Source organism: Qipengyuania sp. JC766 (assembly GCF_040717445.1).
GTDB lineage: Bacteria > Pseudomonadota > Alphaproteobacteria > Sphingomonadales > Sphingomonadaceae > JC766.
Window position 1 is genome coordinate 1,792,228 of sequence record NZ_JBFEFL010000001.1, and the last position, 21,250, is coordinate 1,813,477.

Here is a 21,250-nt window from a genome sequence, read left to right on the forward strand (position 1 = left end):
GAAAGATACAATCTCCCCACCTTACGAAATGCAGTATTTTCTAGCGTGGATTGAGCTTGCCCTGAATGAAGCAGGTAATAGATCGGTACGGACTTAAGGCCGAGTGGGAATTTCGAGCACGGCCTGCTCAGAAGTTAGTAGCCACTCATGCACGGACTTTCCGACCAATTCGACAGACTGATTCTTCAAGGCACACTCCCAAACAACGGCTACTCGCCATCCCATGTCCAAGAGCGCCGCCATGCTTTTGGCATCTCGCTGGACGTTCGCGGTGAATTTCGACTCCCAGAATTCCGGACGCGTCGCTGGAGTGGTCGCAAATCGACAATTCTCATGCCGATGCCAGAAGCACCCATGCACGAAGACAGCGGCATGATACTTCGCGAAGACGAGGTCCGGTTTGCCCGGAAGCTTCGCGTCATGAAGGCGGTATCGCAGCCCGGCGGAATGCAACTCCCGTCTCAACAGCCGCTCGGGCTTTGTGTTCTTGCCGCGAATGCCCGACATCATTCGCGAGCGGGTCTTGGCATCCACAATGTCAGCCAACGCAATTCACCCCCTGGCTTCCTGGAGTCAGCCTGGTAATAGGCTCATGTAATATCGGATTTTCGAGTAGATGAGCCAAGCATTCAAGACTGTCGACCTTTTCGCCGGACCGGGTGGCCTTGCCGAGGGGTTTGCGGCGATCAAGGACGAAGAGGGAAGGCGTCCATACCGGATCGCACTGTCAGTGGAGAAGGAACCATCCGCCTTCGCCACACTTCGTTTGCGTTCATTCTTCCGTCAGTTCGAAAATACTCCCGAAACATACTACGCGTACATCAGCGGGAAGATATCGAAAGACCAATTGGTCGCCGCCCATCCGAGGGAATGGCAGGCCGCATGTGACGAAACGGCGATGCTCGAACTCGGCACCGAGGAGGCAACAGCCTCGCTGGACCCGATGCTCGACGAGATATCCGCAGAGGCCGCGACGGGAACAGTCCTGATCGGTGGCCCGCCATGTCAAGCCTACTCGCTGGTTGGCCGCGCCCGAAATCGCGGCATTCAGGACTACGTTCCAGAAGCAGACCACCGCCACTTTCTCTATCGCGAGTACATACGCATCCTGCAGCGACTGGAGCCCGTCGCATTCGTCATGGAGAATGTGAAAGGCATGCTCTCGGCAAAGGTATCAGGCGAGAGCATGATCGACCGGATCGTCGAAGATCTGAAAGCTGCTGGAGGAGCGCCGGAAAGTTACATTCTTCTTCCGCTGGTCGCTGATCAGCGTTCTGGCCATGTGCGACATGTGATCCGTGCGGAAGATTTCGGGGTGCCGCAGGCCCGCCATCGCGTGATCCTCATGGGCATCAGGGCCGATGTTTTCGCCCGAACAGGAATAGACTTCGAAATGTCACCATCTCTGACCTCGCGACCTACGCGCCGGTCAGTTGCCAGCGTGTTGACTGGAATGCCAAACCTTAGAAGCGGGCTGAGCAAAACGGCCGACAGCCCGGAGGCATGGCGACAAGCCGTCGTTCGTGCCTTCAAGGATGCCGCAGCAGCATGTCGCCGCGATGGAGGGTGGCTTGCCGAGGTTGCGCAGCGGCTTGCCGGATATTCTCGCGAGATTGGAGCGGTGACCGACCTGCCACCAAGGTCCAGCACTGTGGTCACTCCGCTCGCTGATAACTTCCTCGCTGCATGGCTGGCTGACGACAGGTTGCTCGCATTGCCCAATCATGAAAGTCGCGGCCACATGCAGGGTGACTTGGCGCGGTACGCCTTTGCAGCGACCTTCGCCGAAGTGTTTGATCGTTCTCCCAAAGCAGACGAGTTTCCCAAGGACCTGGCCCCGAACCATCGAAACTGGAACTCAGGCAAATTCGCCGACAGGTTCCGTGTTCAGACTTGGAGCAGCCCTTCAACGACAGTGACCAGCCACATTTCGAAAGATGGACACTACTTCATCCATCCCGATCCGAAGCAATGCCGCAGTCTGACTGTGCGCGAGGCTGCTCGTCTTCAGACCTTCCCCGACAACTACTTCTTCGAGGGCAATCGCACTCAGCAATATGTGCAGGTCGGCAACGCCGTTCCGCCACTGCTGGCCAAGCAGATTGGGGAGTTGCTGTTCGAAATTCTCCGAATGGCGGACGCAAACTGACCGACTGGACGACCGTCAGTAGAATTCCTCAAGCTTTTCCGCGATAGCCAGTGCGCCAAGAGACTGCTTTTCGCTCGGAACACGGTCGGGCAGGAATGTGCAGGCCGTCAGGATTCCCTGCTCTCGCCCTGTCAATTTGCTTATCGACCGCCCAAACGCCAGCAACTGCTTCCAGTATTCAGCCCCCTGCATGACAACTTCGCTTTGAGCCTCGATTCCGGATGTCAGTTCTCGGTCCTTCCGAGCCGATCGCTTGTTGGCTTGCGCGTCAGCCGGATCGATCAGATTGTCCCAGAATTCGGCACCATACTCAACTGAACGTTTGGCAAGCTCGGCCCAACAGGCCTGCTTCTTCGCCCACTCACTCATGTTCCGGATACCAGCCGGAGGCGCAGTGATGACCGCATTTGCCGCTTCGGCTGCATCGAGACAGGCCCGTTCAAGGTTCGAGGGCACGCGCTGAAGAGACCAAACCCGGTCGAGGTCGATTACCTTCTTCTTCAAGTCTGCATCATGGACAACCTTGGCGAAGGCATAGGTGACGATGTTAGCCCTGTAGCCCCCAGCGTACCATTCCTGCTGTGGCACCAGCTTCTCGAGGTGTCGAAAGATGATGGCCTTGGCGATCAGCCGCTTGAACCAGACCTCATCATAAGAATCCTTCTTCTTCTCCCAATCGGAGCCAATGAGCTGAGCCAGTTTCCCGAAGTTCTTCTGCGCCCCAAGGCTGACTTCATGCGGCAGACAGCGGTAGGAATTCTCGAATTTGGCCAGATCAGTCTTTGTGAAGAATTGCGACCGAGGATATTCGGCGTCGAAGCGCTTTCGATCAGCAACGGAACGGCGTCCACGCTCGTCAGCAAACTGTCCGCGCGCTCGCTCGTAAAACCACTTGGTTTCCCGATACCCTTCGTCACCCGACGGAGCGAGAATTCGGCGCGAGAACTCCTGAATTTTCACATGGAATGGATGGTTCGCGAAAAAGTCTGCTGCATTGACCTTGTTCTGGCTGTTCGCGAATTGCGAGATGAGCGGGACGACATCTTCCGCCTGTTCCGGCGGTACGACTGTGAGCTTCATCTGGACAAATACGTCCTTCAGCTGTTCCGGCGCAAGCTTCCTTGCCGCGTGGATCGAAGCCGTGGTCTGCCCGCCGTTCACGATCTGGAAGTTGTTTGCGGACATCAGGAGCAGGCCCTCTCCCATGTCGGCAATTTCCACGGACTCTGCAGTGGCTGTCAGTCCGTTGTTGTAGGAAAAGAACATGCTGGGATCGTCACGGATCGTGTCGCGTATGCCGCGATTGACCTTGTTGCGTGCCTGCAGAAAGCTTCGCACGTTGGCTTCAAGCAATCTTGCGCCCCACTTTTCGTAAATCTCCGCGAGCTGCACCCCGGGAATTACTGCGATATAGCTTTCCAATGGTGCGCCATCGTAGGAAGCCTTGAGGACAGGAACTGGTTCGCCAAAGGATTCGGCAAAGTCGACGATCAGGTCTTCCCGCGTCTGGCCTGACGACTCGAAGCGATAAATGCGCGCTAGGTCCCACACATTTGAGGTGACCGGAATTCCGCCAATATTGCCGACAGGTTGCGCATCAGTCCGAGCCTTGTTGATCCGATTGGTTACGAGGATGAGCTTGATCTTGTTGATCTGCTTCCATGCCCGGGCAATCAGGTCGCTCAGGACAAAACCGTTGCTCGTCTCTTCCAGCCCCTCGCGGAAGTCGCGTGTTTTCGCGGCAATGACAAACTCGACAAGCCGCTTGAGAAGACGGCTGATTTCAGTCTTGTCGATTGACTGGGGTTCATCGGCGACAGTGAAATCGCAGACAAGGACGCTCAATACGCCCTCTTCATCTGTCGGGTCCCACGCGTATGCATCTACCTGGACGGCTTTCGCACCGAACTTTCCCTCGAAATAGCACTGCGAGAGCGAGGAGACCTCTCCAGCTTCATCGAGGACATCAGCAATCTTGTCGAGAAATGCTTCACTTGTGATGAGGCCCATCGCATCTGCATCACCCTGAATTTCTGCGATAAGCTGACGGTGGTATTCGTTCAGTTCGTCCACGAACCGTTCCTCTCGACGATCAGGTGATCCAGCGAATCCGGCTCGACTGCGAAATCCGAGCAGGCATCGAGACTGATACTGTATCGTACTGCGGAGACGCCCAAAGGCGGCGGGTTCGAGATTCTTGGGAAGCCTTCGACAACTTCAAAATGCAAGCTTTTGCCCACGTTCCAGCGCCGGTCGGAATAGTCGTCCTCGAAATCAAAGCCGGTGGACATGATTGCCTCTTCCCAGAGCGAATATGCTTCCGGGTCGGCGACGGCATACAGTTTCTCGACCTCAGTGACATAATCGGTCAGCGTCAGACCATTCGGCTTCACGACTGCATCGATTGCGCTGACAACGAGGAACAGCCGGCAACCGTCCACATCCGATAGCTGATCTTCGGAGGAAATCTGTACGAAGGGTTTCGCCGCCCCGCGACGCGCCTTCACTTCCACAAGGCACCCGTCGAGTTCGAAATCCTTCGAAGATCCGAGGGGTCCCTTCCACGCTTCGATAGCCGCCCGCGGTCCGATCAGGTCTATCAGATGCTGGAGAAACTGGAGTTCGCCCATCAGCCCCCGCTGTTCTTCCAGCGAAAGCAAGCCACTCTTGCCGCCTCGTAGAAGGTGGTGCCAGCGCAGCGTGCGCCGGATCGAGCGATTCAGGGCATCGCTATTGTCGCCTCCCTGCTCTCCCGCATGCACGATATCCCTGCAAAGGCTCCCGAAGAGCTCCCGTTGCTCTTCATCCCTGAGCAGCAGGACCAGCGATTTGTGACCTGCAACATCTCGGTAAGTCAGATCGAGCGAACGCAACTTCGGAAGCGGCTTGATCTCGGCTGTATCTGCCGCCAGCCGCAACAGAAGGCCGGGCTCCGATTTACCCGAAATTATCCAGAAGAAGTCATGATTGTTGCCCGGATTGACCCTTCGAGCATCAATGCCCCCCGCGCTCAACCCATCCCAGGGGTCGTCATTCCTCGTCATCGGGCGCGCCCTCATCGCTGTCATCTTCGCCGAAGAGTTCGCGAAGCTTGGTAGTGTTCAGGATATACTCGACCTTCTGGTCGGGTCGGGCCGATGGCGGGAAGCTGATCCCCCAGCCGACTACGGGCTTGTCAGGAAGTCTGTGGTGGTCGGTGTCATCGACGCCGTCCTTCTTGATCGAGACGTTGAAGAGCATGAACAGCGGACGCTCGCGGCGAGCCCGATATACTCGATCCGGGAAATTGACCTTGGCATCTGCGCCAAGGTTTCTCTCTTCCCGATAGTCCGCTTCGGCCTGGTGAACGCGATCAGGCGAAAGACCCGCCTTTTCCATGCCTCGCGAAGCCACACGAGCACTCGATCCACTGATTGTCAGGATGTTGTTGGCAAGATCGTCAGGACCGATCGAACGATTGATCGGATTGATATTCCACCCGTCAATTTCGAGTGGTTCGGCCTCATCCGAGGATTTGAGGGACGCCAGAAGGATATCCCATTCCGACATTTCTTCGTTACGCCGCGCGTCGATGTATCTGCGGATGGGGTCAGTAGCCGAGAGTACGGAGTCCGGATGATTCTCGAAATCACGAAGGAAATCATCGACGACCTCGAATGGCACCCCAGAGAGAAGCTGACCACCGGAGACTTGCTGCGCACTTTCGGGCGCATGGCCATTCCGCGAAAGTGAAGCCAAGAACCTGTCGCGCACTTTCCGGTTGTGATTGAGAGCAGCTTCTCCCGCTCCAAGTCGCGTCGTTTCCACGAAATTGTTGGATAGGCCAACCATCAGGTGCTTCTGACCTGAGCCCATCTTGTTTCTGGCTGTGACCATCAGCGCACTTGGGTGACTGCGCACCGCGAGACCGAATTGTTCCGGCGTGGCATTTGCGCGTTCCATCTTCTTCAGCTCCAGCTGCAACTCCTCGGTGGCTTCTGCTATGTGAGCGTACCAGGATGATGCCTCGCGAAGCATCCAGATGCGGCAGAGGTCTTCGTAGTTCTGCCGGTAACCGAACCATCGGCCCATCTGCATCAAGGTGTCGTACATCAACGAGTTGCGCAGGAAATAGGACACGGTCAGCCCTTCGAGCGTGAGGCCGCGCGAAAGCGAGAATCCGCCGACCGCAATAACGGTCAGGCCATTCTCACCGCCAGCTTCATAATCGAGGCTCTCTGAGGAGGATGAATTCACTGCCGTGACGGTTGCCGAAGCAACCACCGGAAGCAGGTTCTCGCGGACATCATCCCATTCGGGCCACGCATCCCGATATTCGTCCTCCCAGCAACGTTTCAGTTCGGCAATCTCGGGGTTGTTGTCGGCGTCGAACTTCGCACCATCAACTCGAACCGCGTCCTCGATGGCCTTCAAGTGCTGATGCAATCTGTTGCGCAGAAGGTTCTGGATGCCGGTGAAGCGAGATGCGTTTACGAGCATGGACGCGTGCTGGTTCTTCTGACCTCGCAGATTCCTGATTGCGCGGGCCACGATGAAGCACCGGAGCGCATAGAGCATGCTTTCCGGCACGGCAGTGATGTCGTGATCGATCTTGTGCTTGACCGGGAGCAGATCGCCATTGTCGTCGATGTAGCGCAGGAACTGCGGCCTCTCGCCATCATCATCAGGGATGCCGTCGATGAAGACCTTTCGCGCACCGAAGTAGTTGGTGGGCGCATCGAGCCCGATGATGAAATGCCTCGGGAAAAGGTCCTGCTTGTAAACCTCGTCATCAGAGTCAGGGTCGATGAAGATATTGGCGAAGGGGGTGGCCGTGTAGCCGACGTAGCAACTTCTCTGGAAAAGCCCCAGAAGGTCCCTGATCTGTCCATTGATGCGCGATACTTCGTCCCGACCATACTGGATGTTGATGGAGGCATTGTCGGCTTCGTCGTCAATCAGGAGCATGGGTTGATCGACCATCTCCGAATACCGACCTGTGCTGTGCTCACGGAGCCAATCAATGAGGTTCGAAAGAGTGCGGTAGTTCTTTTTGATCACCAAAACGACTGGGACAGAATACGACCCGATTTCGCTCGTGTTGGTCGTGGCCGTACCCTTGTTGAAGTCCCGGAGTGTAGTGGTCAGACTGACCGGAGAACGCCTGTGATCGAACGTGCCAACACCGATGTATCTAGGGCGATTGCGGGTTTCTGCCATCTCAAGGCGCCCGGTGTCTCGCCCAATAAATCCCTCATCGATCCTTGCTTGTGTTTGGTTGCGTAGATTATTGTGGATGCCTGCGATGACCACGATCAGGCGGTATCCTGCATCAGCAGCCTTGCAGACCAATCCGGTATAGTTCGCTGTCTTACCACTCTGAACGTGGCCGACGACCATTCCCTTGCGATCCCATGCCGTGCGGTCGCTAGGATTGCCCATTCGGTCCAGAATGCGATCGGTGACATGGTCGGTCGAAGTGACGACATCCTTGGGTAAGCGCTTCTGTTCGAGCAGCTTTCTGTACCTGTTCCAGTAGTACGGTTCGATCAGACCATCGGCTCGAGCATCACTCAGCCAAGGCTTGAAGTCGGTTTCACCGATGACCGCGCCAATTCCCATGCTGATGCCGATGCGCTCTTCGAGCTCACGCGCAAGAAGCTCGGCGTCTTCGTCGGTCACTTCGGAAAAGATCGGCAGAATCCGGACCGTTGCTATCGTCTCGCGAATGCTTTCCTCAGTTGGCCTGTCTTGGCTGGCAATGAGCTGGGAAACCATTCCATCGAGTTGCGCGACCTTGTCAGTCATTCCAATCGATCCCCTCGAGAACTTCACCGACCACATTCCGCGCGATTGCGGCAGCCGACTTGAACGGCTCGATCTGACAGAGGATTTCCGTAATTCGCTCTCTGTCGGTGCCTTGCTCGACAAGCCTCGGGATCATCGCCTCGGCGAGTTGCCGTAGTGACTGTTCATCTGCATCCTCGGCTCTCACGTCTTCGGGGGAGCCAGCGAAGTCCGAATGCAGCGATGCCACCGGGACCGACGAGCCGATCAGTCCGATGAGGTTCGCGAAATCCGACTGCAGATCAGTTGGCAGTTTCTCCGAGAAGTCGGCGAAAACCGGGTGAGCCAGGTCCGGACGATAGATGATGGAACCATCTCGCTGGATGCGCTGCCAGACCGGGAAATACTCGTTGTCCACGAGCTTCTTCCCTCGGCGCTGGTAGGTGCGCTTTGACGTTACGGCCAGCCGTTCAACGAGCAGTCGCATCCTTTCACGAACAGCAGGAGGCAACTGCGCCGATGCCTTCTTCACATCGATCTTCCAGTCGGAATCCATCGTGTTCGGAATATCGACGCGGATACGGCACAGCTTGGTCAACTCGGTCTGCCTCGCCATCCCGAGCCAGCTTCCGGCAATGATCAGACGTCTGCCTCGATAGACATAGAACCCCTGTGTTCGCAGGTGTCCTTCAGGACCACCCAGGTCATTCCAGTCGGCGGTCGGGATTTCCTTGTGGTGCGGAAGCGTGAAGCTCTGAAACTCGACATATCCATTCTTGAGTTCAAGCCGGTCCGGCCTGTCGGCTTGATGCTTGGGGAATTTGGTGCCGAACGGATCAAGGGCGTCGAGCTTTCTGCCGTTCAGCCTTATTTCGAGCGGTGGCTTGTCTTCTGTCATGAAGCGATGGAACACCAGCCTGATGTGGCGTTCGGCTTCTGCCAGCAGACGATTGATATGTTCCGCGCGCTTTCTCTGATCGTTCTCTATTCCGCCCGAAAGCCTGTCCAGCGATCGCCAGACCACCAGCGTTCCCCGTTCCCCAAGCCTATCGCTCCAGGGAATGTCTGACAGGTTGTCGTGAAGCTCGATTTCCCACTTGTTGGTTCGCGATACCTCATCGAGGTCCCAGGTCGCGGCGGAAGTCGCGCCATTCTTTCGGGTCAGGACAGTCAATCGCTTGCACTGGGAGAAGCTGGCGCTTTTCATTCCCAGCCCGAAGCGTCCAAGATCGCCCGAGGCACGATCATCGAGCGGATTGCTGCTGCCGGGTCGCATCGCCTCGACGAGCTCGTCCAGGGTCATACCCCAGCCGTCGTCGAGGACAGCAATCGCCGGTTCAATCGCATTCGTTTCGGACAGTATTTCGATTTTCCGCGCACCAGCGGTTATCGAGTTATCCATGATGTCGGCAAGTGCCGTTTCCGAGGAATAGCCAATATCTCGCAAGCTCTGGATGAGCGATGCCGCGTGAGGAGTCGCATCCGCAGTCCTGCGCGGGATTGAAATTTGGAGCGGCTCAGAGGGCATGGATTCTCGTGTAATTCATAAAGTGACCAAGATGTTATAGGGATTGACTTCTTAAGCAACATTCATCGGCGCCTAATTCCATCATCGATGGTTCGCCTGATCACAAGCCAGATCGGATAAGGTTGCAGGCAGTAAACGGAGCGCTGCCCTTGCGGGCGACCTGCTCTATCCGCTGATGCGGACCGGGCCTGTAGTCCCGTCCCATCCGGGTGACGATCAGGAGCGATCGGAAGCGGAGCGGGAATTCCTGATGGACGCGCTCTGTCCCGCATGTCCTGCGGTCATGCTCCTGAGGGCGCGGCGTTACTGAGCTAACCCGCAGGCACTCTTGCCTCTCTCATTGCCGGACGCCCGCTGGCGCACTGATCGCGCGCGCAGGACCCCCGTCGGCTTCGCGCCGTTGCAAGGGTGCCGATCTTTCTGGATCGCCGGGCGATCCCTGGCGGGAACACCAAAGGCTTTGCCCTCTCGTTCCCGAAACCGGAAGTAGACGCCCCCGTGTGGCGGGCTGTGCCCGCTGGCCCGCGCCAGGGCATCGATTCCGGTTTTCCCTCTCCCTCCCATCCTCGCCGGAAGGCAGGCCGCATGCCGCGTGTCGGATGCGGCTTTCAGCCGAAGGAGGGCAGAAAATGGGTGACCTGATATTGAACTATCGGGCTTGCGGAGCCGAGTGCCGCGAGGACTGGTTGCGGATGCTGGCCAATGAGAATGGCCTGCCGTTTGGGACGGTACGGCGGCTTGCCGAGGAGCTGGGCGAGCGGGAGGATTTTGGCGAGCTGGTTCACATTTGCGAATGCGGCGGGAGGGCGGTGCAATGACCACTGGCGCCCTTTCCCGCAGTGAGCGGATTGCCCGGCTCAATGATAGGGCACGGCAGGCGATGGGCCTTGCCTGTGTTGCTGTGGGGACCGAGGGATTCCGGGCCTTGCCCGATGAGGATCAGTCGCGGGTGCGCGAGCTGGTCGAAACCTTCGACGCATTCACGCCGGACAATGATCCTTATGGCGAGCGCGATTTCGGGGCGATATATCAGGATGGCGATGGTCGCTGGACGACGACGCGACCGGCGCGCTCTGCCGAAACCGTGTTCTGGAAGATCGACGCCTACGACCGCGATTTGCAGTTTGGCAGTGAGGACCCTGCCAATCCTGCCGTTACCCGGCGGGTGCTGACAATGATGCTGGCATCGGAATACTGAAACGGGAGAATCGCGCCGCAGAATGCGGTGCGCTTCTCATCAATTCCTTTGCGCTTGTTTGAACCGCAAACCGGTTTCGACCGGGCTTTCAGTCTAGTTCCGAGCGGTGCAGCACGTGCGAGAATTCGCTTCGCATTGTCGGCTTCGTTTTAAGCACTCAAATGGCCGCACGCGGTCAACCTTCAATGCCCTGCCCGCGCCTGTTTCCCCGGCCTTCGCCGGTGTCACCCGTGTTGGACATGAATCCTGCCCTTGGCCGTGCGGCCTTCCTGTTTGGTGCAACGAGCCACCAGACACGAAAGGAAATCATCATGGCACGCAGCAATACCGCACCCGCGCAGGAGACCAATCCACCGGACTTCCTCGCCTGGCATGTCGCCAACAAGGGCGACAAGGGATTCTGGACTCGGATCGGAGCCGCGTGGTTCCATCGCGACCGCAAAGGGCTTTCGCTTCAATTGGAAGTGGTGCCGATCAACGGTCGGATCGTCCTGCGCACGCCGCAGGATGATGAGAAGAAGGAGCCGGGCGCTTAGCGCCCGGCCTTCGGGCAATTACAAAGGTCAGAGCCTCGTTCCACTGACTTTCTCTCAGATTTGCTTTGACCAAGAACGGAAACTGGCGGTGCATAAATCCTGTCGGCGTCGACTATTTCTGCAGGCTCTCTCCCGTTTGAACAATCCGTTGACTATGTTTCAGAAATGCTGACCGAAATGATTCTTGGCGCCCTTGGCGAAGCAATCGTGACCCATATCGGTTCCAAGGGCTTCGCGTGGCTGAAGTCCCACGACGCTAAAGAGGAACTGGCTTCGATCGCCGCGAACGCAATCGAAGCTGCAATATCCGAGGCTCCCTCACTTGCTGAAGATCTTAGATCAGAGAGTTTTGTCAAGCAGGTGATCGTGCCAACGCTTCAAGCTCTCGTGTCTGACCCTTCCCAATTGCCAGACCCGGAGCGATTGGCCGATCAGTACGTCAAGATGTTTGTTGAACGCTTTGCAGGGAATGATGGCGTCGATGCCGCGCTCTCCAGAATTTTTCAGACCGAGCCGACGGACCTGAATCCTGCATTTGTCAATTTTTTTAGAGAACTCCGTTCAAGGTTATATCAGTCCAAACACTGGCGTGAATTGGGGCACTTAGTAACGACCGAGGCCACATTCAAAAACACGGAAATTATCATTTCGGTTTTGGAGGGGATGGCTCAGCGCCACGAGGCTGATGCGATCGACCTTGATCGCGCCCGCCAGGATGCAAGGTCGGGGTCCGATGAACTTCGCAATTGGCCTAGAGCGATTTCAGGCCATGAACTTACAAGGCCAGAGCTGGAGCGTCTGAAGACTTACATACTCGCTGAGGCGAGTGCAGCTACCTTGCTGATCGGTGAAGCTGGCTCCGGCAAATCTGCCCTCTTGGCCAAACTTACCGAAGAACTGGAAAACCAAGGCTCAACAGTCTTTGGCATCAAAGCCGACACCCTGCCTGCGGATGTAGCAACTTTTGATGACATTGCGCGGGCATTGGGCATGACAGGTTCACTTCTGCCTGAGCTATCTGCGCTGGCGCGCAACGCGCCGGTCGTCTTGATCATCGATCAATTGGACGCCGTAAGTGACGTGATGGATCGGACTAGCCAGCGAATGAAGGTTCTGCTCCGGCTGGTTAGACAGGCCCAAGAACAACGATTGCCAGTTCATGTTGTGGTCTCATCACGGCCTTTTGAAGCTGCGCATGATGCTCGTTTCCAACAGCTACGTGCCGAAGAGTTTCATCTTGCCTTGCCCGCCGTAGAAGCAGTGCAAGCCTTCCTGACGGAACTGGGAATTGATTGGAGCGAAGTCCCCCAACCGTTGTGGCAGACACTCCGAAGGCCGTTCGCTCTAAAGCTATTCGTCGAGGTGATCCAGCGGGGCGCTTCCCCGTCTTCGGTTGATAGCGGAAGCTTGCTCGACCGATGGCTTGCGACCGCACAACTCGGCACCGATCCACAACGGCAAGATGTGCTGCAGCTGATGGATCGATTGGCTGGAGAGATGTTGGAAACAGAAACTCTCTGGCGACCGATGGATGCCTACGAGGCAGCGCACAAGGATGCTTTGGTACGTGCGGAAGCTTGTGGACTTGTCGTTCGCAGCGGAGCCAAGATCGGTTTCTGTCATCAATCCTGGCTCGACGATTTCCAAGCGAAAAGCTTCAAAACAGGCAAAGACTTGGCCGAATACACTTGGCGCAATCAAGACAGTCTCTTCGTTCGCGCAACGGTTCTGAGGTCATTGGAGCGGCTCCGGCAGATTGATCCAGAGGCTTATCATCGAGCCGTTTCGGCACTTCTTTGGAGCACTACAACCCGGCGACATGTGAAGCATCTTGTTGTCGATGTTGTTTCGACATCGGCCAATCCAAGTGACCAGGAGGGCGCTTGGGTTGAGACACTGATTCGCGACGATCCGATCCTCGCAAACCGTGCATTTGGAAAGATCACCGAGCGCTGGTCAAGCTGGAGTGCGATGCTTCGAAAATGCCTTTCGACGCTAATGAAAAACGAAGAATTCCAATGGAGAGCAACACAGGGGCTAGCCGCAGAAGCAAAGGAGGACCCAGATTATGTCGTCGATCTGATACGTCGGCATTGGAGTCAGCCTGACCAAGACGGGCTGGTTTTCCGGGTGGCCGAACAGTCCGGCGTAGTAACGCCAGCAGTTGAGCAACTGATTAGCGAAATCCTGAGCCGAACTGCAATCGATCCATACGCCGTATCGCATTTTGTCACCACGCTTCGAGCGGAGCAACGGTATGCGGAAGCATGTCGACTAGTGGGCCTTTGGTTCGATACCCAAGAGATCGATAATCACAAAAATCCGACACTTCATGATGTCGAGAAACTTGCCCAAGAGGCCGCATTGGAATTCGCGGAAGCGCTCCTGCCGCGATTTCTTGCTATCGCAAAACGAGAAGTTGCGCCGTACTACGAAGGTTACAAGCGATTTCCCAAAGCAAAGCAGCTACCTTGGGATTGGGATTTCGACAGAGATCGGGATAGCGTGCTGGAGGCTTTTCGTGACGCAATGAAGGCCGTCGCGGCAGCTAGACCCCACGATGCGTTGCGCCTCATCCGGGAACTGGAAGCAATCGAAATTGATCAGGTGCAGGATGTCGTCGCGCAAACTTTCATCGCGGGCAGCGCAGCGTTATCCGGAGATGCATTCGCATTTCTGATGGCCGACGAGCGCCGTTTCCAAATAGGCGATGCACACGTCAATCTTGAACCCGGATTATCCTCCACTGAAAGCGGGCTCTCGTCTCAGGAGTTGGTGGAGGCAATCGCGCCACAGCTCAGTGAGGAAGTGGTAGGTCGATTGCGTGATCGCATCGAAAGTTGGTCGTTGTACGGTCCCGAATTCGGAAAGGACGACGAGCCGAAGACGCGCCTTCAACGGCTGAAATGGGCTGACCAACATCGAATGGAACTGCTCGAACGTCTCCCTGATCGTTTCTTGAGCGCTCGAAGACGCCGTCAGATCAATGAATGGCGGGCAGCACAACGTCACCCCATTCCCCGACGAAGAGCCGGCGTGTCGATGGCGACATTCGTCGGATCGCCCATGTCTCACGAAAAGATGGCGAGAGCCCGCGACGAAGATATCTTCGCGATTCTTGATGAGATCAACGATGAGTCTCCTGAGCGTTCGCGCCGCCGCCGAATTTCGATGGATGGCGGAGTAACGGAGTTATCGCGTGCATTCGGGGCGTTCGCAAAGGAAAATCCCGAGAGGGCAGTTGCCCTATGTGAAGAGAACTTCGCTCACGGTCGCCACGAGCATGCTGCGGCACAGATGGTCGAAGAACTGTCCAAGTTGGAGGGCTTTTCAGCTGAGCGCTTGTTGGCGCTTATTTACGAACTCTCGGAGCGAGGCTTTGCGTCGCGCACCTGGAAGACATTCGCATCGTGGGCACTTGCAAGGCTTGCGGGAAAGCTGTCCGGACTTCCGGATGAGACGATCGATTTGCTGGAAAGTTGGCTCGAAAACGACCCGACAGAAATCGCGGAGAAAATTGACCGGCGGCTCGCAATGGATGCCGAGAATGAACGTAGAAACGCTCGTGAAAAGACTGTTCCGGATCCCATTGTCTTTGCGAGCCATCGGCTTGGTGGCATGCGGATCGTTCCGCAGGACAACTATTCTATTCTCGACGCGATTTTTCACGGTCTGATTGGTCGAGATGATCGCGCCTTCGATCAATGGTTGACCATCCTTGAGCGCCATGCTGCGCGAGCGGAAGACCCACATATATGGTCGTTTCTTCTCCTAAGCGAAGGCAGGTGGCTTTATTGGGCCGACCGAGAGCGTGTGAGGCAACTTCTTGCCAACCTTTGGAAAACGGACGAGCGAGTATTTCTCAGCGTCGATCTGGGAGGGACGCTTTGGTCAAACCGGGCGATGATGCCGGAGGAATTGATGACCACAGTGATCAAGGCTTGGTCCGCCAGCGGCGATGAAGATTGGCGACAGGCGGCAGCCGAACTAGCCGAGGCATATCGGCTGACCGAGCCTACATCCACGGTGTCGCTGGCGCTGACTGACGTGCTGCTTGATGAGCCTTCTCCAGAATTGACCGGTCGGCTATTCACGGCAGCTTCTGCCTGGCAGGACAGTGACACTGATCTACGGAAAACTGCTCACACCTTGCTCATGACCTTCGTTTCCAAAACGCAAGGCGACCAAGCTCATGCGATTTCATCGGCGGTCGATAGAACCGACACACTTCAACCTGACGAGATGACGAAGGAATTGATCCTGCAGATTGCCGAGAATGCGGAAGTGCTCGGCGCTTCACTTACAGGAAGATTTGCCGATGGTCTGCAATCCCTGCTGCTCTATCCGGGTTTCGACGATCCTGTCATGCAGGTAACAGAGCGTGTCGCTGAATTGATAATCGACAAGAAGGGCGGCAAAAGCCGAGGCTTCATTGACAAGGACTTCGTTCAGGTCGCGATAGCTCTTCAACGCAATGATGGGCCTCTTCGGGCGAGGGCGATGGACGTTTACGAGAAGCTATTGGATGCTGGCGCATATGGAGCTGAGGAAGCAGCCAAGGATGTAATTGGGCGCTAACTGAGCAAGAGCCCATTGCCTACCTCTTGGGCTCAGACTTAGACTTACGCTGCCGAAGTGCATCAAGATGATCGCTCCACCATTGAGCCATCTTGACGCGCTCGTCCCAGTAGTTACCCCGATTGTAGACACCGCGGATGGCATTGCTGTCGCCATGAGCCAGTGCCCGCTCAATCGCATCGGGATGCCACAGACCGCTTTCGTTGAGCATGGTCGAGGCCGTTGAGCGAAGGCCATGCGTCGTCACTTCGTCCTTGGTGAACCCCATACGCCGGAATGCCGCGTTGATAGTATTCTCGCTCATGGGACGTTGACGCGTATGGAACGCCGGGAAGATGTAGCCCTTGCTGCCGGTAATCGATCTCAGCTCTCGAAACAGCTCCAACACCTGGCGTGATAGAGGCACCACATGAGTCCGGCGTGCCTTCATCTTGCCTTCCGGAATTGTCCAGGTGGCCTTGTCCCAATCGATCTCGTTCCATTCGCCGTGGCGAAGCTCGCCGGGTCGCACAAAGACATGCGGTGCGATCTTCAGCGCGAATTTCGTTGCCGGATAGCATTCGAAATCATCGATGGCGCGAAGGAGCCCGCCCAACTTCTCGGGTTCAAGGATCGCAGCGTAGTGTCGTGCTTTGGGCGTGACCAGTGCGCCCTGCAGGATCGATGTCGGATCGGTTTGGCACTGGCCGAGCGCGGCCCCATACCGGAACACCCGGCTTGAGAACGATCGGCACTTCTTCGCGGTTTCGAGATTGCCTTTGGCTTCGAGTTTCTTGAGCGCTGCCAGCATCAACTGCGGATCGACGTCATTGATCGGCATATTGCCGATTGCGGGCTTGAGCAGTTCGAGGAACCAGCGCGCCTTGCGCAGCGTGGCCTCCGCCCTGCCTTCGGGCACCATCTTCTCGTCGATGTACTTGTTAGCGATGACCTCGAAGGTGTTCTCCGCACCTAGCTTGATCCTGGCCTTCTTGCGCTTCCGTTCAAGCATCGGATCGATGCCATCGGAAACCTTGAGCCGCGCCCGGTCGCGAAGCTGACGCGCTTGCGACAAGCTGACCTCTGGGAACGCGCCGATGGGCAGCTTCTTTTCCTTCCCGCCGAAGCGGTACTTGAAATACCAGAGCTTGGAGCCGTTCGGCTTCACCAGAAGCAGTAGCCCCCGCGAGTCGTATTTCTTGTACGACTTATCGGCAGCCCGGAAGCCTTTGATTTCCTGCACATTGAGGCTCATTTGGGGGCCTCACTTTTGTGCAAGTTGGGGCCTTTTGAACTGGAGCCCCCAGCCGAGGCCCCCACAGACGTTGGAACAAAGCGGAACAAAACAAGACCTCGCTTTCTGCGCTAGAGGTCAAGAATGGCAGAATTCCGCCATTTCTGCAATGTTTTGGAACGTTCTGATGAGAACAAATGGTGCCCAGAAGAGGACTCGAACCTCCACGGGGTTGCCCCCACCGCCACCTGAAGACGGCGCGTCTACCAATTCCGCCATCTGGGCACTTCGTATCCGAGCGGAGGTCACCGCCGGTCCGAATGAGGCGCGCGGTTAGCCGTGGCGCGGGGGCGTTGTCAATGCAATTCGGCGTCATGTGCGGTGGAACGCTTGCGCGGGGGCCCACGTTGATGCAACGCGCTTCGCGAACCGGCAAACCTCCGATATTCACAGACAGGCATCTGACATGGCACGGACCGATCCCCTTACCGACAGACTGGTCGTCGTTTTCGGCGGCAGCGGGTTCATCGGGCATTACGTTGCGCAGGAACTGCTCGAGCGCGGCGCGCGGGTCCGCATTGCGAGCCGCCATCCGGAGAAGGCATTCGAACTGAAGCCGCTCGCCAATCTGGGCCAGTTGCAGTTCGCGCGGTGCGACGTGACGAACGAGGCGAGCGTCGAGGCGTCGATGCATGGGGCGGACTTCGTGGTGAACCTCGTCGGCAGCTTCGAGGGCAATCTGCGGCAACTCATGGGCAATGCCGCCGGCAAGCTCGCGCAGGCGGCGAAGGATGCAGGTGCACGGGCGTTCGTCCATCTGAGCGCTATTGCTGAGGATCCCGACGGCGAGGCGGAATATGCACAGGCCAAGGCGCTGGGCGAGAAGCTCGTGACCGAGGCATTCCCGCAAGCGACGATCCTGCGTCCGTCGATCCTGTTCGGGGAGGACGACAACTTCCTGACCATGTTCGCCGACCTGATCCGACTGTTCCCGGTCCTGCCGGTCTTCGCACCGGACTCGCCCCTACAGATGGTCTATGTCGGCGACGTGGCGGACGCGGTCGTGGCGGCGCTGGCCGATCCGGGGGCACATGGCGGGAAGACGTTCGAGCTGGGCGGGCCCGAGAAGGTCACCATGATGGAACTCAACCGCAGGATCGCCGAGGCGCAGGGACGCAAGCGGACCTTCATCCCCATGCCCGACGCGCTGTCGGCCGGCTTCGCGGCCATGCCGGGAACGCCGATGGGCAGCGACCAGTGGACGCTGCTGAAGAACGGCAACGTCGCGAGCGGGGACCATCCCGGCTTTGCGGAACTGGACATCAGCCCCCGACCGCTGGGCCTGTTCCTGGACCGGTGGATGGTGACCCACCGCAAGCACGGCCGTTTCTCCGACCGCGTGCGGCAGGTCTGACGCCCTAGTCGGACGGCAGGGCCGGCGGCGCCGAGCTCTCGTCCTTCAGCAGGTTGAGCGGTTCGACCTCAACCGCCGATCCCGTGACGCGGACGATGCGCATGCGCGCGCCGGTCTCCGCATCGGGACCATGCGCGATCCATGCACTGTCGCCCACGCGCACACGCCCTTCCCCGCCCTCGATCGGAACGGTGACGACGGCGGACTGGCCGACCAGCTGCTCGCCGCGCTTGTTGAGCGAGGGATCGCTGCTGACGATCGGCGTGTCGCGCAGGTAGCGCTTGGCGGACAGCGCGAAGATCAGCGCCAAGGCAACGAAGTTGACGATCTGGAAGCCCACCCCGAAATCGAGCACGAAGGCGATCGCGCCGGTCGTGAGCGCGGCCAGCGCCAGCCAGATCAGGTAGACGCCCGGCACCACCAGTTCGAGCACGGCCAGCGCCAGGCCGATGGTGACCCACCACCAAGCCGCGTCGACGCTATCGAAGAAGCCGGGGTCCATTTCCTATCGCCGTCCGCTGGGCGCGGCGCCCGACGCACTACCGGTCAGCGGCGTGCCCGAGGCGGCGCGGCGCGGGACGCTTTCGGTCGTCACGTCGCCCTGCTGCGGCTGGACGATATCGCGCACCAGTTCCCCGATCCCGCCCAGTGACCCGATGAGCTGCGTGGTCTCCACCGGGAAGAGGATGGTCTTGGCATTGGGACTGTCGGCGAACTTGCCCACCGCCTTGGTGTATTCCTGCGCGATGAAGTAGTTGATCGCCGAGGTCCCCTGCGAGGCGATGGCGGTGGAGACCATTTCCGTCGCGCGGGCTTCGGCCTCCGCCGCGCGCTCGCGCGCTTCGGCGTCGCGGAAGGCGGCTTCGCGCTTGCCTTCGGCTTCGAGGATGGCGGACTGCTTGCGCCCTTCGGCCCTCAGGATCGAACTGGTCTTGTCCCCTTCCGCCTCGAGGATCTCGGCACGCTTGAGGCGCTCTGCCTTCATCTGGCGGGCCATCGCCTCGCTGATGTCGGTCGGCGGGCGGATGTCCTTGATCTCCACCCGGGTGATCTTGACGCCCCAAGGCGAGGTCGCATGATCGACCACGGACAGGAGGCGGGCGTTGATCTCGTCCCGCTTGGAGAGGGTCTCGTCCAGGTCCATGCTGCCCATCACGGTGCGCAGATTGGTGGTGGTGAGCGCCATGATCGCGTAGTTGAGGCCGCTGACTTCGTAAGCCGCCTTGGCCGCGTCCAGCACCTGGAAGAAGACCACCGCGTCCACCCCGACCATGGCGTTGTCCGCCGTGATGATCTCCTGCCCCGGGATGTCGAGGACCTGTTCCATCATGTTGATCTTGTGACCGATGCGGTCGATGAAGGGAAACAGGATGTGCAGGCCGGGCTCGGCCGGCTTGGTGAACTTGCCCAGCCGCTCCACCGTGTAAACGAAGCCCTGGCGCACGACGCGGACCGTGGTCAGCAGCAGCAGGATGACCAGTCCCACCAGCAGCGCGAATATCAACAGACCTTCCATGCGGTCATCCTCCCTGAAGTGTGACGGACACGATAGCTGCGTGTCGGCCCGGTGCAAAGCGGTGCGCGCAGGGCGCTGTCCGGTACGAAACATGGACCGCTGAACCCGGTTTTATGAGAACTCCGCCCCGCCCTTTTCGTACGGCCCGTGCCGGCGCAATTGCGGTGTGCGGCGGGACGGACTTCATCCCCGCAACTGCCTGTGATAGCGGGTTTTATCGGCGCCGGGTCCATCCGCAGCGGCCCATCGGCAAGTGCTGCCCCGCGCACCGCAATCCGGTTAGCCGACCGGCGAATGTGTGGCTTTCCGTTTTGCAAAAAGCCACGCGTCCGATCCCGGCGTGTCCGCAGCCCATCGCCAGCCTGCCGGCCGGTGCATCGTCGATCTTTGCGGAAATGCGGGACCATCCGGCGACGCTACGCCGAACGGACCCGTGTAGGAAAGCCTTATCGCAGGGCCGACGAATACAGCGTCATCAGGTCGGTAAAGGCGCGCTCCGCCGCGGCTTCGTCATAGGCCGGGCTGTCCGGGACGGTCCAGCCATGGTCGCCGGCGTAGACGTCCACCTTGGCCGGGCGTCCGGCCTCCTGCGCGGCTTCGCGCAGGATGGTCTTGTGCGTGGGTGCCTCCGCATCGTCGTCCTGCGCGATCGCGACGAGATAACGCGCCTGCGTATCGTCGAAGGTCCGGTGCGGGCTTTGCGGATTGTCGTCGCGCACCAGCCCGCCGCCGTGGAAGCTGGCGACGCCCCTGATCCGGTCCGGCACGGCCGCCGCGCTCCAGAAAGTGAAGGGTCCGCCCATGCAATACCCTTGCGTACCGATGCCCCGGTCGCTCGCCACTTCGTCCCGGCTGTCGAGCCAAGCGACCGCGGCCCGCGCGTCGCGGGTTATCGTGTCGGCGTTGAGCTTCTCGCGCCAGGGACGGACCTTCTGGAAACCTTCGTTGGCGGCGAATTCGGCGAAGCTGGCGAACTGTTCGCCGGCCACATCGCGGTAATAGGGATTGACGACCAGCGTCGCATAGCCGCGCCCGGCCATCCGGCGCGCCATGTTGCGCTTGGCTTCGCGCAGGCCGGCGATATCGGGCCAGAACAGGACGGCGGCCACCGGGTTGGACACGGGCGCCACGAAGAAGCCGTCCATCGTGCCGTCGGGCGTGCGGAAGCTGACGGCTTCTTCCCGCATGGCGGGCAGCGTCATCTGCGCATCGGGATCGTCCATGGAGCCGACCGGGGCGCAGGCGGCGACGGCCGCCGCGCCCCCGAGTGCGCCGAACTGGCGCCGGTTGAGAGTGTTACGCGCCCACCGGGCCAGCTGCTTCTCGTCGCACATGGTCTGTCTCCCTTGTCC

The 21,250-nt window shown here is 58.5% G+C and carries 15 protein-coding genes and 1 tRNA gene; 6 read left to right on the forward strand and 10 right to left on the reverse strand.

Going from position 1 to position 21,250, the window contains the following annotated elements; all coding sequences use genetic code 11:
* Positions 1 to 93: 93 nt before the first annotated feature.
* Positions 94 to 546, reverse strand: a complete 453-nt coding sequence (locus tag AB1K63_RS08595) for a very short patch repair endonuclease (protein ID WP_366959692.1) — start codon at positions 544 to 546, stop codon at positions 94 to 96.
* A 70-nt stretch (positions 547 to 616) separates the two neighbouring features.
* Here AB1K63_RS08595 and AB1K63_RS08600 point away from each other — a divergent pair, with 70 nt between their 5' ends.
* Positions 617 to 2,149: a DNA cytosine methyltransferase gene (locus tag AB1K63_RS08600; RefSeq protein WP_366959693.1), complete on the forward strand. Its 1,533-nt coding sequence runs from the start codon at positions 617 to 619 to the stop codon at positions 2,147 to 2,149.
* A gap of 15 nt (positions 2,150 to 2,164) precedes the next feature.
* Here the strand turns inward: AB1K63_RS08600 and AB1K63_RS08605 are convergent, their stop codons facing one another.
* Genes AB1K63_RS08605 through AB1K63_RS08620 form a run of 4 tightly spaced genes read right to left on the reverse strand, consistent with a single transcriptional unit; the run spans position 2,165 to position 9,443 of the window.
* Entirely contained in the window at positions 2,165 to 4,222 is a 2,058-nt protein-coding gene (locus AB1K63_RS08605) for an AIPR family protein (RefSeq protein ID WP_366959694.1), read from the reverse strand.
* The gene (locus AB1K63_RS08610) at positions 4,210 to 5,193 is read right to left on the reverse strand and encodes a PD-(D/E)XK motif protein (RefSeq protein WP_366959695.1); all 984 of its coding nucleotides are present in this window, start codon (positions 5,191 to 5,193) and stop codon (positions 4,210 to 4,212) included. Before AB1K63_RS08610 ends, AB1K63_RS08605 begins: the two co-directional genes overlap by 13 nt.
* The gene (locus AB1K63_RS08615) at positions 5,180 to 7,936 is read right to left on the reverse strand and encodes a Z1 domain-containing protein (RefSeq protein ID WP_366959696.1); all 2,757 of its coding nucleotides are present in this window, start codon (positions 7,934 to 7,936) and stop codon (positions 5,180 to 5,182) included. Before AB1K63_RS08615 ends, AB1K63_RS08610 begins: the two co-directional genes overlap by 14 nt.
* A complete protein-coding gene (locus AB1K63_RS08620) occupies positions 7,929 to 9,443 on the reverse strand; it encodes an ATP-binding protein (RefSeq protein ID WP_366959697.1) in 1,515 nt (504 codons plus the stop codon). Before AB1K63_RS08620 ends, AB1K63_RS08615 begins: the two co-directional genes overlap by 8 nt.
* A 629-nt stretch (positions 9,444 to 10,072) precedes the next feature.
* On the opposite strand from AB1K63_RS08620, the gene AB1K63_RS08625 reads away from it, so the two are divergent.
* From AB1K63_RS08625 to AB1K63_RS08640, 4 genes are all read left to right on the forward strand, one after another.
* On the forward strand, positions 10,073 to 10,261 hold the full coding sequence (locus AB1K63_RS08625) for a hypothetical protein (protein ID WP_228243351.1): 189 nt from the start codon (positions 10,073 to 10,075) through the stop codon (positions 10,259 to 10,261).
* Positions 10,258 to 10,641 (forward strand): DUF3768 domain-containing protein, encoded by a 384-nt coding sequence (locus AB1K63_RS08630; RefSeq protein ID WP_366959698.1) that lies wholly within the window; start codon positions 10,258 to 10,260, stop codon positions 10,639 to 10,641. The genes AB1K63_RS08625 and AB1K63_RS08630 overlap by 4 nt, the downstream gene beginning before the upstream one ends.
* A gap of 311 nt (positions 10,642 to 10,952) precedes the next feature.
* Positions 10,953 to 11,177, forward strand: a complete 225-nt coding sequence (locus AB1K63_RS08635) for a hypothetical protein (protein ID WP_366959699.1) — start codon at positions 10,953 to 10,955, stop codon at positions 11,175 to 11,177.
* 165 nt (positions 11,178 to 11,342) lie between these two features.
* Positions 11,343 to 15,755: an ATP-binding protein gene (locus AB1K63_RS08640; RefSeq protein ID WP_366959700.1), complete on the forward strand. Its 4,413-nt coding sequence runs from the start codon at positions 11,343 to 11,345 to the stop codon at positions 15,753 to 15,755.
* 19 nt (positions 15,756 to 15,774) lie between these two features.
* On the opposite strand, the gene AB1K63_RS08645 is transcribed toward AB1K63_RS08640, so the two are convergent.
* Entirely contained in the window at positions 15,775 to 16,989 is a 1,215-nt protein-coding gene (locus AB1K63_RS08645) for an integrase arm-type DNA-binding domain-containing protein (RefSeq protein ID WP_366959701.1), read from the reverse strand.
* Positions 16,990 to 17,166: 177 nt separating this feature from the next.
* Positions 17,167 to 17,253, reverse strand: a tRNA-Leu gene (locus AB1K63_RS08650).
* A 181-nt stretch (positions 17,254 to 17,434) separates the two neighbouring features.
* Between AB1K63_RS08650 and AB1K63_RS08655 the strand changes: the two genes are divergently transcribed.
* Complete coding sequence (locus AB1K63_RS08655) at positions 17,435 to 18,382, forward strand: complex I NDUFA9 subunit family protein (protein WP_366959702.1); 948 nt, start codon at positions 17,435 to 17,437, stop codon at positions 18,380 to 18,382.
* A gap of 4 nt (positions 18,383 to 18,386) precedes the next feature.
* Here the strand turns inward: AB1K63_RS08655 and AB1K63_RS08660 are convergent, their stop codons facing one another.
* The 3 genes from AB1K63_RS08660 to AB1K63_RS08670 all read right to left on the reverse strand — a co-directional run bounded on the left by AB1K63_RS08660 (position 18,387) and on the right by AB1K63_RS08670 (position 21,232).
* A complete protein-coding gene (locus tag AB1K63_RS08660) occupies positions 18,387 to 18,884 on the reverse strand; it encodes an NfeD family protein (protein WP_366959703.1) in 498 nt (165 codons plus the stop codon).
* A gap of 3 nt (positions 18,885 to 18,887) precedes the next feature.
* Positions 18,888 to 19,898 carry an SPFH domain-containing protein gene (locus AB1K63_RS08665; protein WP_366959704.1) on the reverse strand — a complete coding sequence of 337 codons (1,011 nt, stop codon included), beginning with the start codon at positions 19,896 to 19,898 and terminating at the stop codon, positions 18,888 to 18,890.
* Positions 19,899 to 20,344: 446 nt separating this feature from the next.
* Positions 20,345 to 21,232 (reverse strand): dienelactone hydrolase family protein, encoded by an 888-nt coding sequence (locus AB1K63_RS08670; RefSeq protein WP_366959705.1) that lies wholly within the window; start codon positions 21,230 to 21,232, stop codon positions 20,345 to 20,347.
* Positions 21,233 to 21,250 lie beyond the last annotated feature (18 nt).

What these genes read in the sequence shown, in the direction of transcription:
- AB1K63_RS08615 (WP_366959696.1), bottom strand. Translation starts at nt 7,936, where the DNA reads ATGACTGACAAGGTCGCGCAACTCGATGGAATGGTTTCCCAGCTCATT.
- AB1K63_RS08645 (WP_366959701.1), bottom strand. Translation starts at nt 16,989, where the DNA reads ATGAGCCTCAATGTGCAGGAAATCAAAGGCTTCCGGGCTGCCGATAAG.
- AB1K63_RS08635 (WP_366959699.1), top strand. Translation starts at nt 10,953, where the DNA reads ATGGCACGCAGCAATACCGCACCCGCGCAGGAGACCAATCCACCGGAC.
- AB1K63_RS08610 (WP_366959695.1), bottom strand. Translation starts at nt 5,193, where the DNA reads ATGACGAGGAATGACGACCCCTGGGATGGGTTGAGCGCGGGGGGCATT.
- AB1K63_RS08670 (WP_366959705.1), bottom strand. Translation starts at nt 21,232, where the DNA reads ATGTGCGACGAGAAGCAGCTGGCCCGGTGGGCGCGTAACACTCTCAAC.
- AB1K63_RS08625 (WP_228243351.1), top strand. Translation starts at nt 10,073, where the DNA reads ATGGGTGACCTGATATTGAACTATCGGGCTTGCGGAGCCGAGTGCCGC.
- AB1K63_RS08620 (WP_366959697.1), bottom strand. Translation starts at nt 9,443, where the DNA reads ATGCCCTCTGAGCCGCTCCAAATTTCAATCCCGCGCAGGACTGCGGAT.
- AB1K63_RS08640 (WP_366959700.1), top strand. Translation starts at nt 11,343, where the DNA reads ATGCTGACCGAAATGATTCTTGGCGCCCTTGGCGAAGCAATCGTGACC.
- AB1K63_RS08665 (WP_366959704.1), bottom strand. Translation starts at nt 19,898, where the DNA reads ATGGAAGGTCTGTTGATATTCGCGCTGCTGGTGGGACTGGTCATCCTG.
- AB1K63_RS08600 (WP_366959693.1), top strand. Translation starts at nt 617, where the DNA reads ATGAGCCAAGCATTCAAGACTGTCGACCTTTTCGCCGGACCGGGTGGC.
- AB1K63_RS08660 (WP_366959703.1), bottom strand. Translation starts at nt 18,884, where the DNA reads ATGGACCCCGGCTTCTTCGATAGCGTCGACGCGGCTTGGTGGTGGGTC.
- AB1K63_RS08655 (WP_366959702.1), top strand. Translation starts at nt 17,435, where the DNA reads ATGGCACGGACCGATCCCCTTACCGACAGACTGGTCGTCGTTTTCGGC.
- AB1K63_RS08630 (WP_366959698.1), top strand. Translation starts at nt 10,258, where the DNA reads ATGACCACTGGCGCCCTTTCCCGCAGTGAGCGGATTGCCCGGCTCAAT.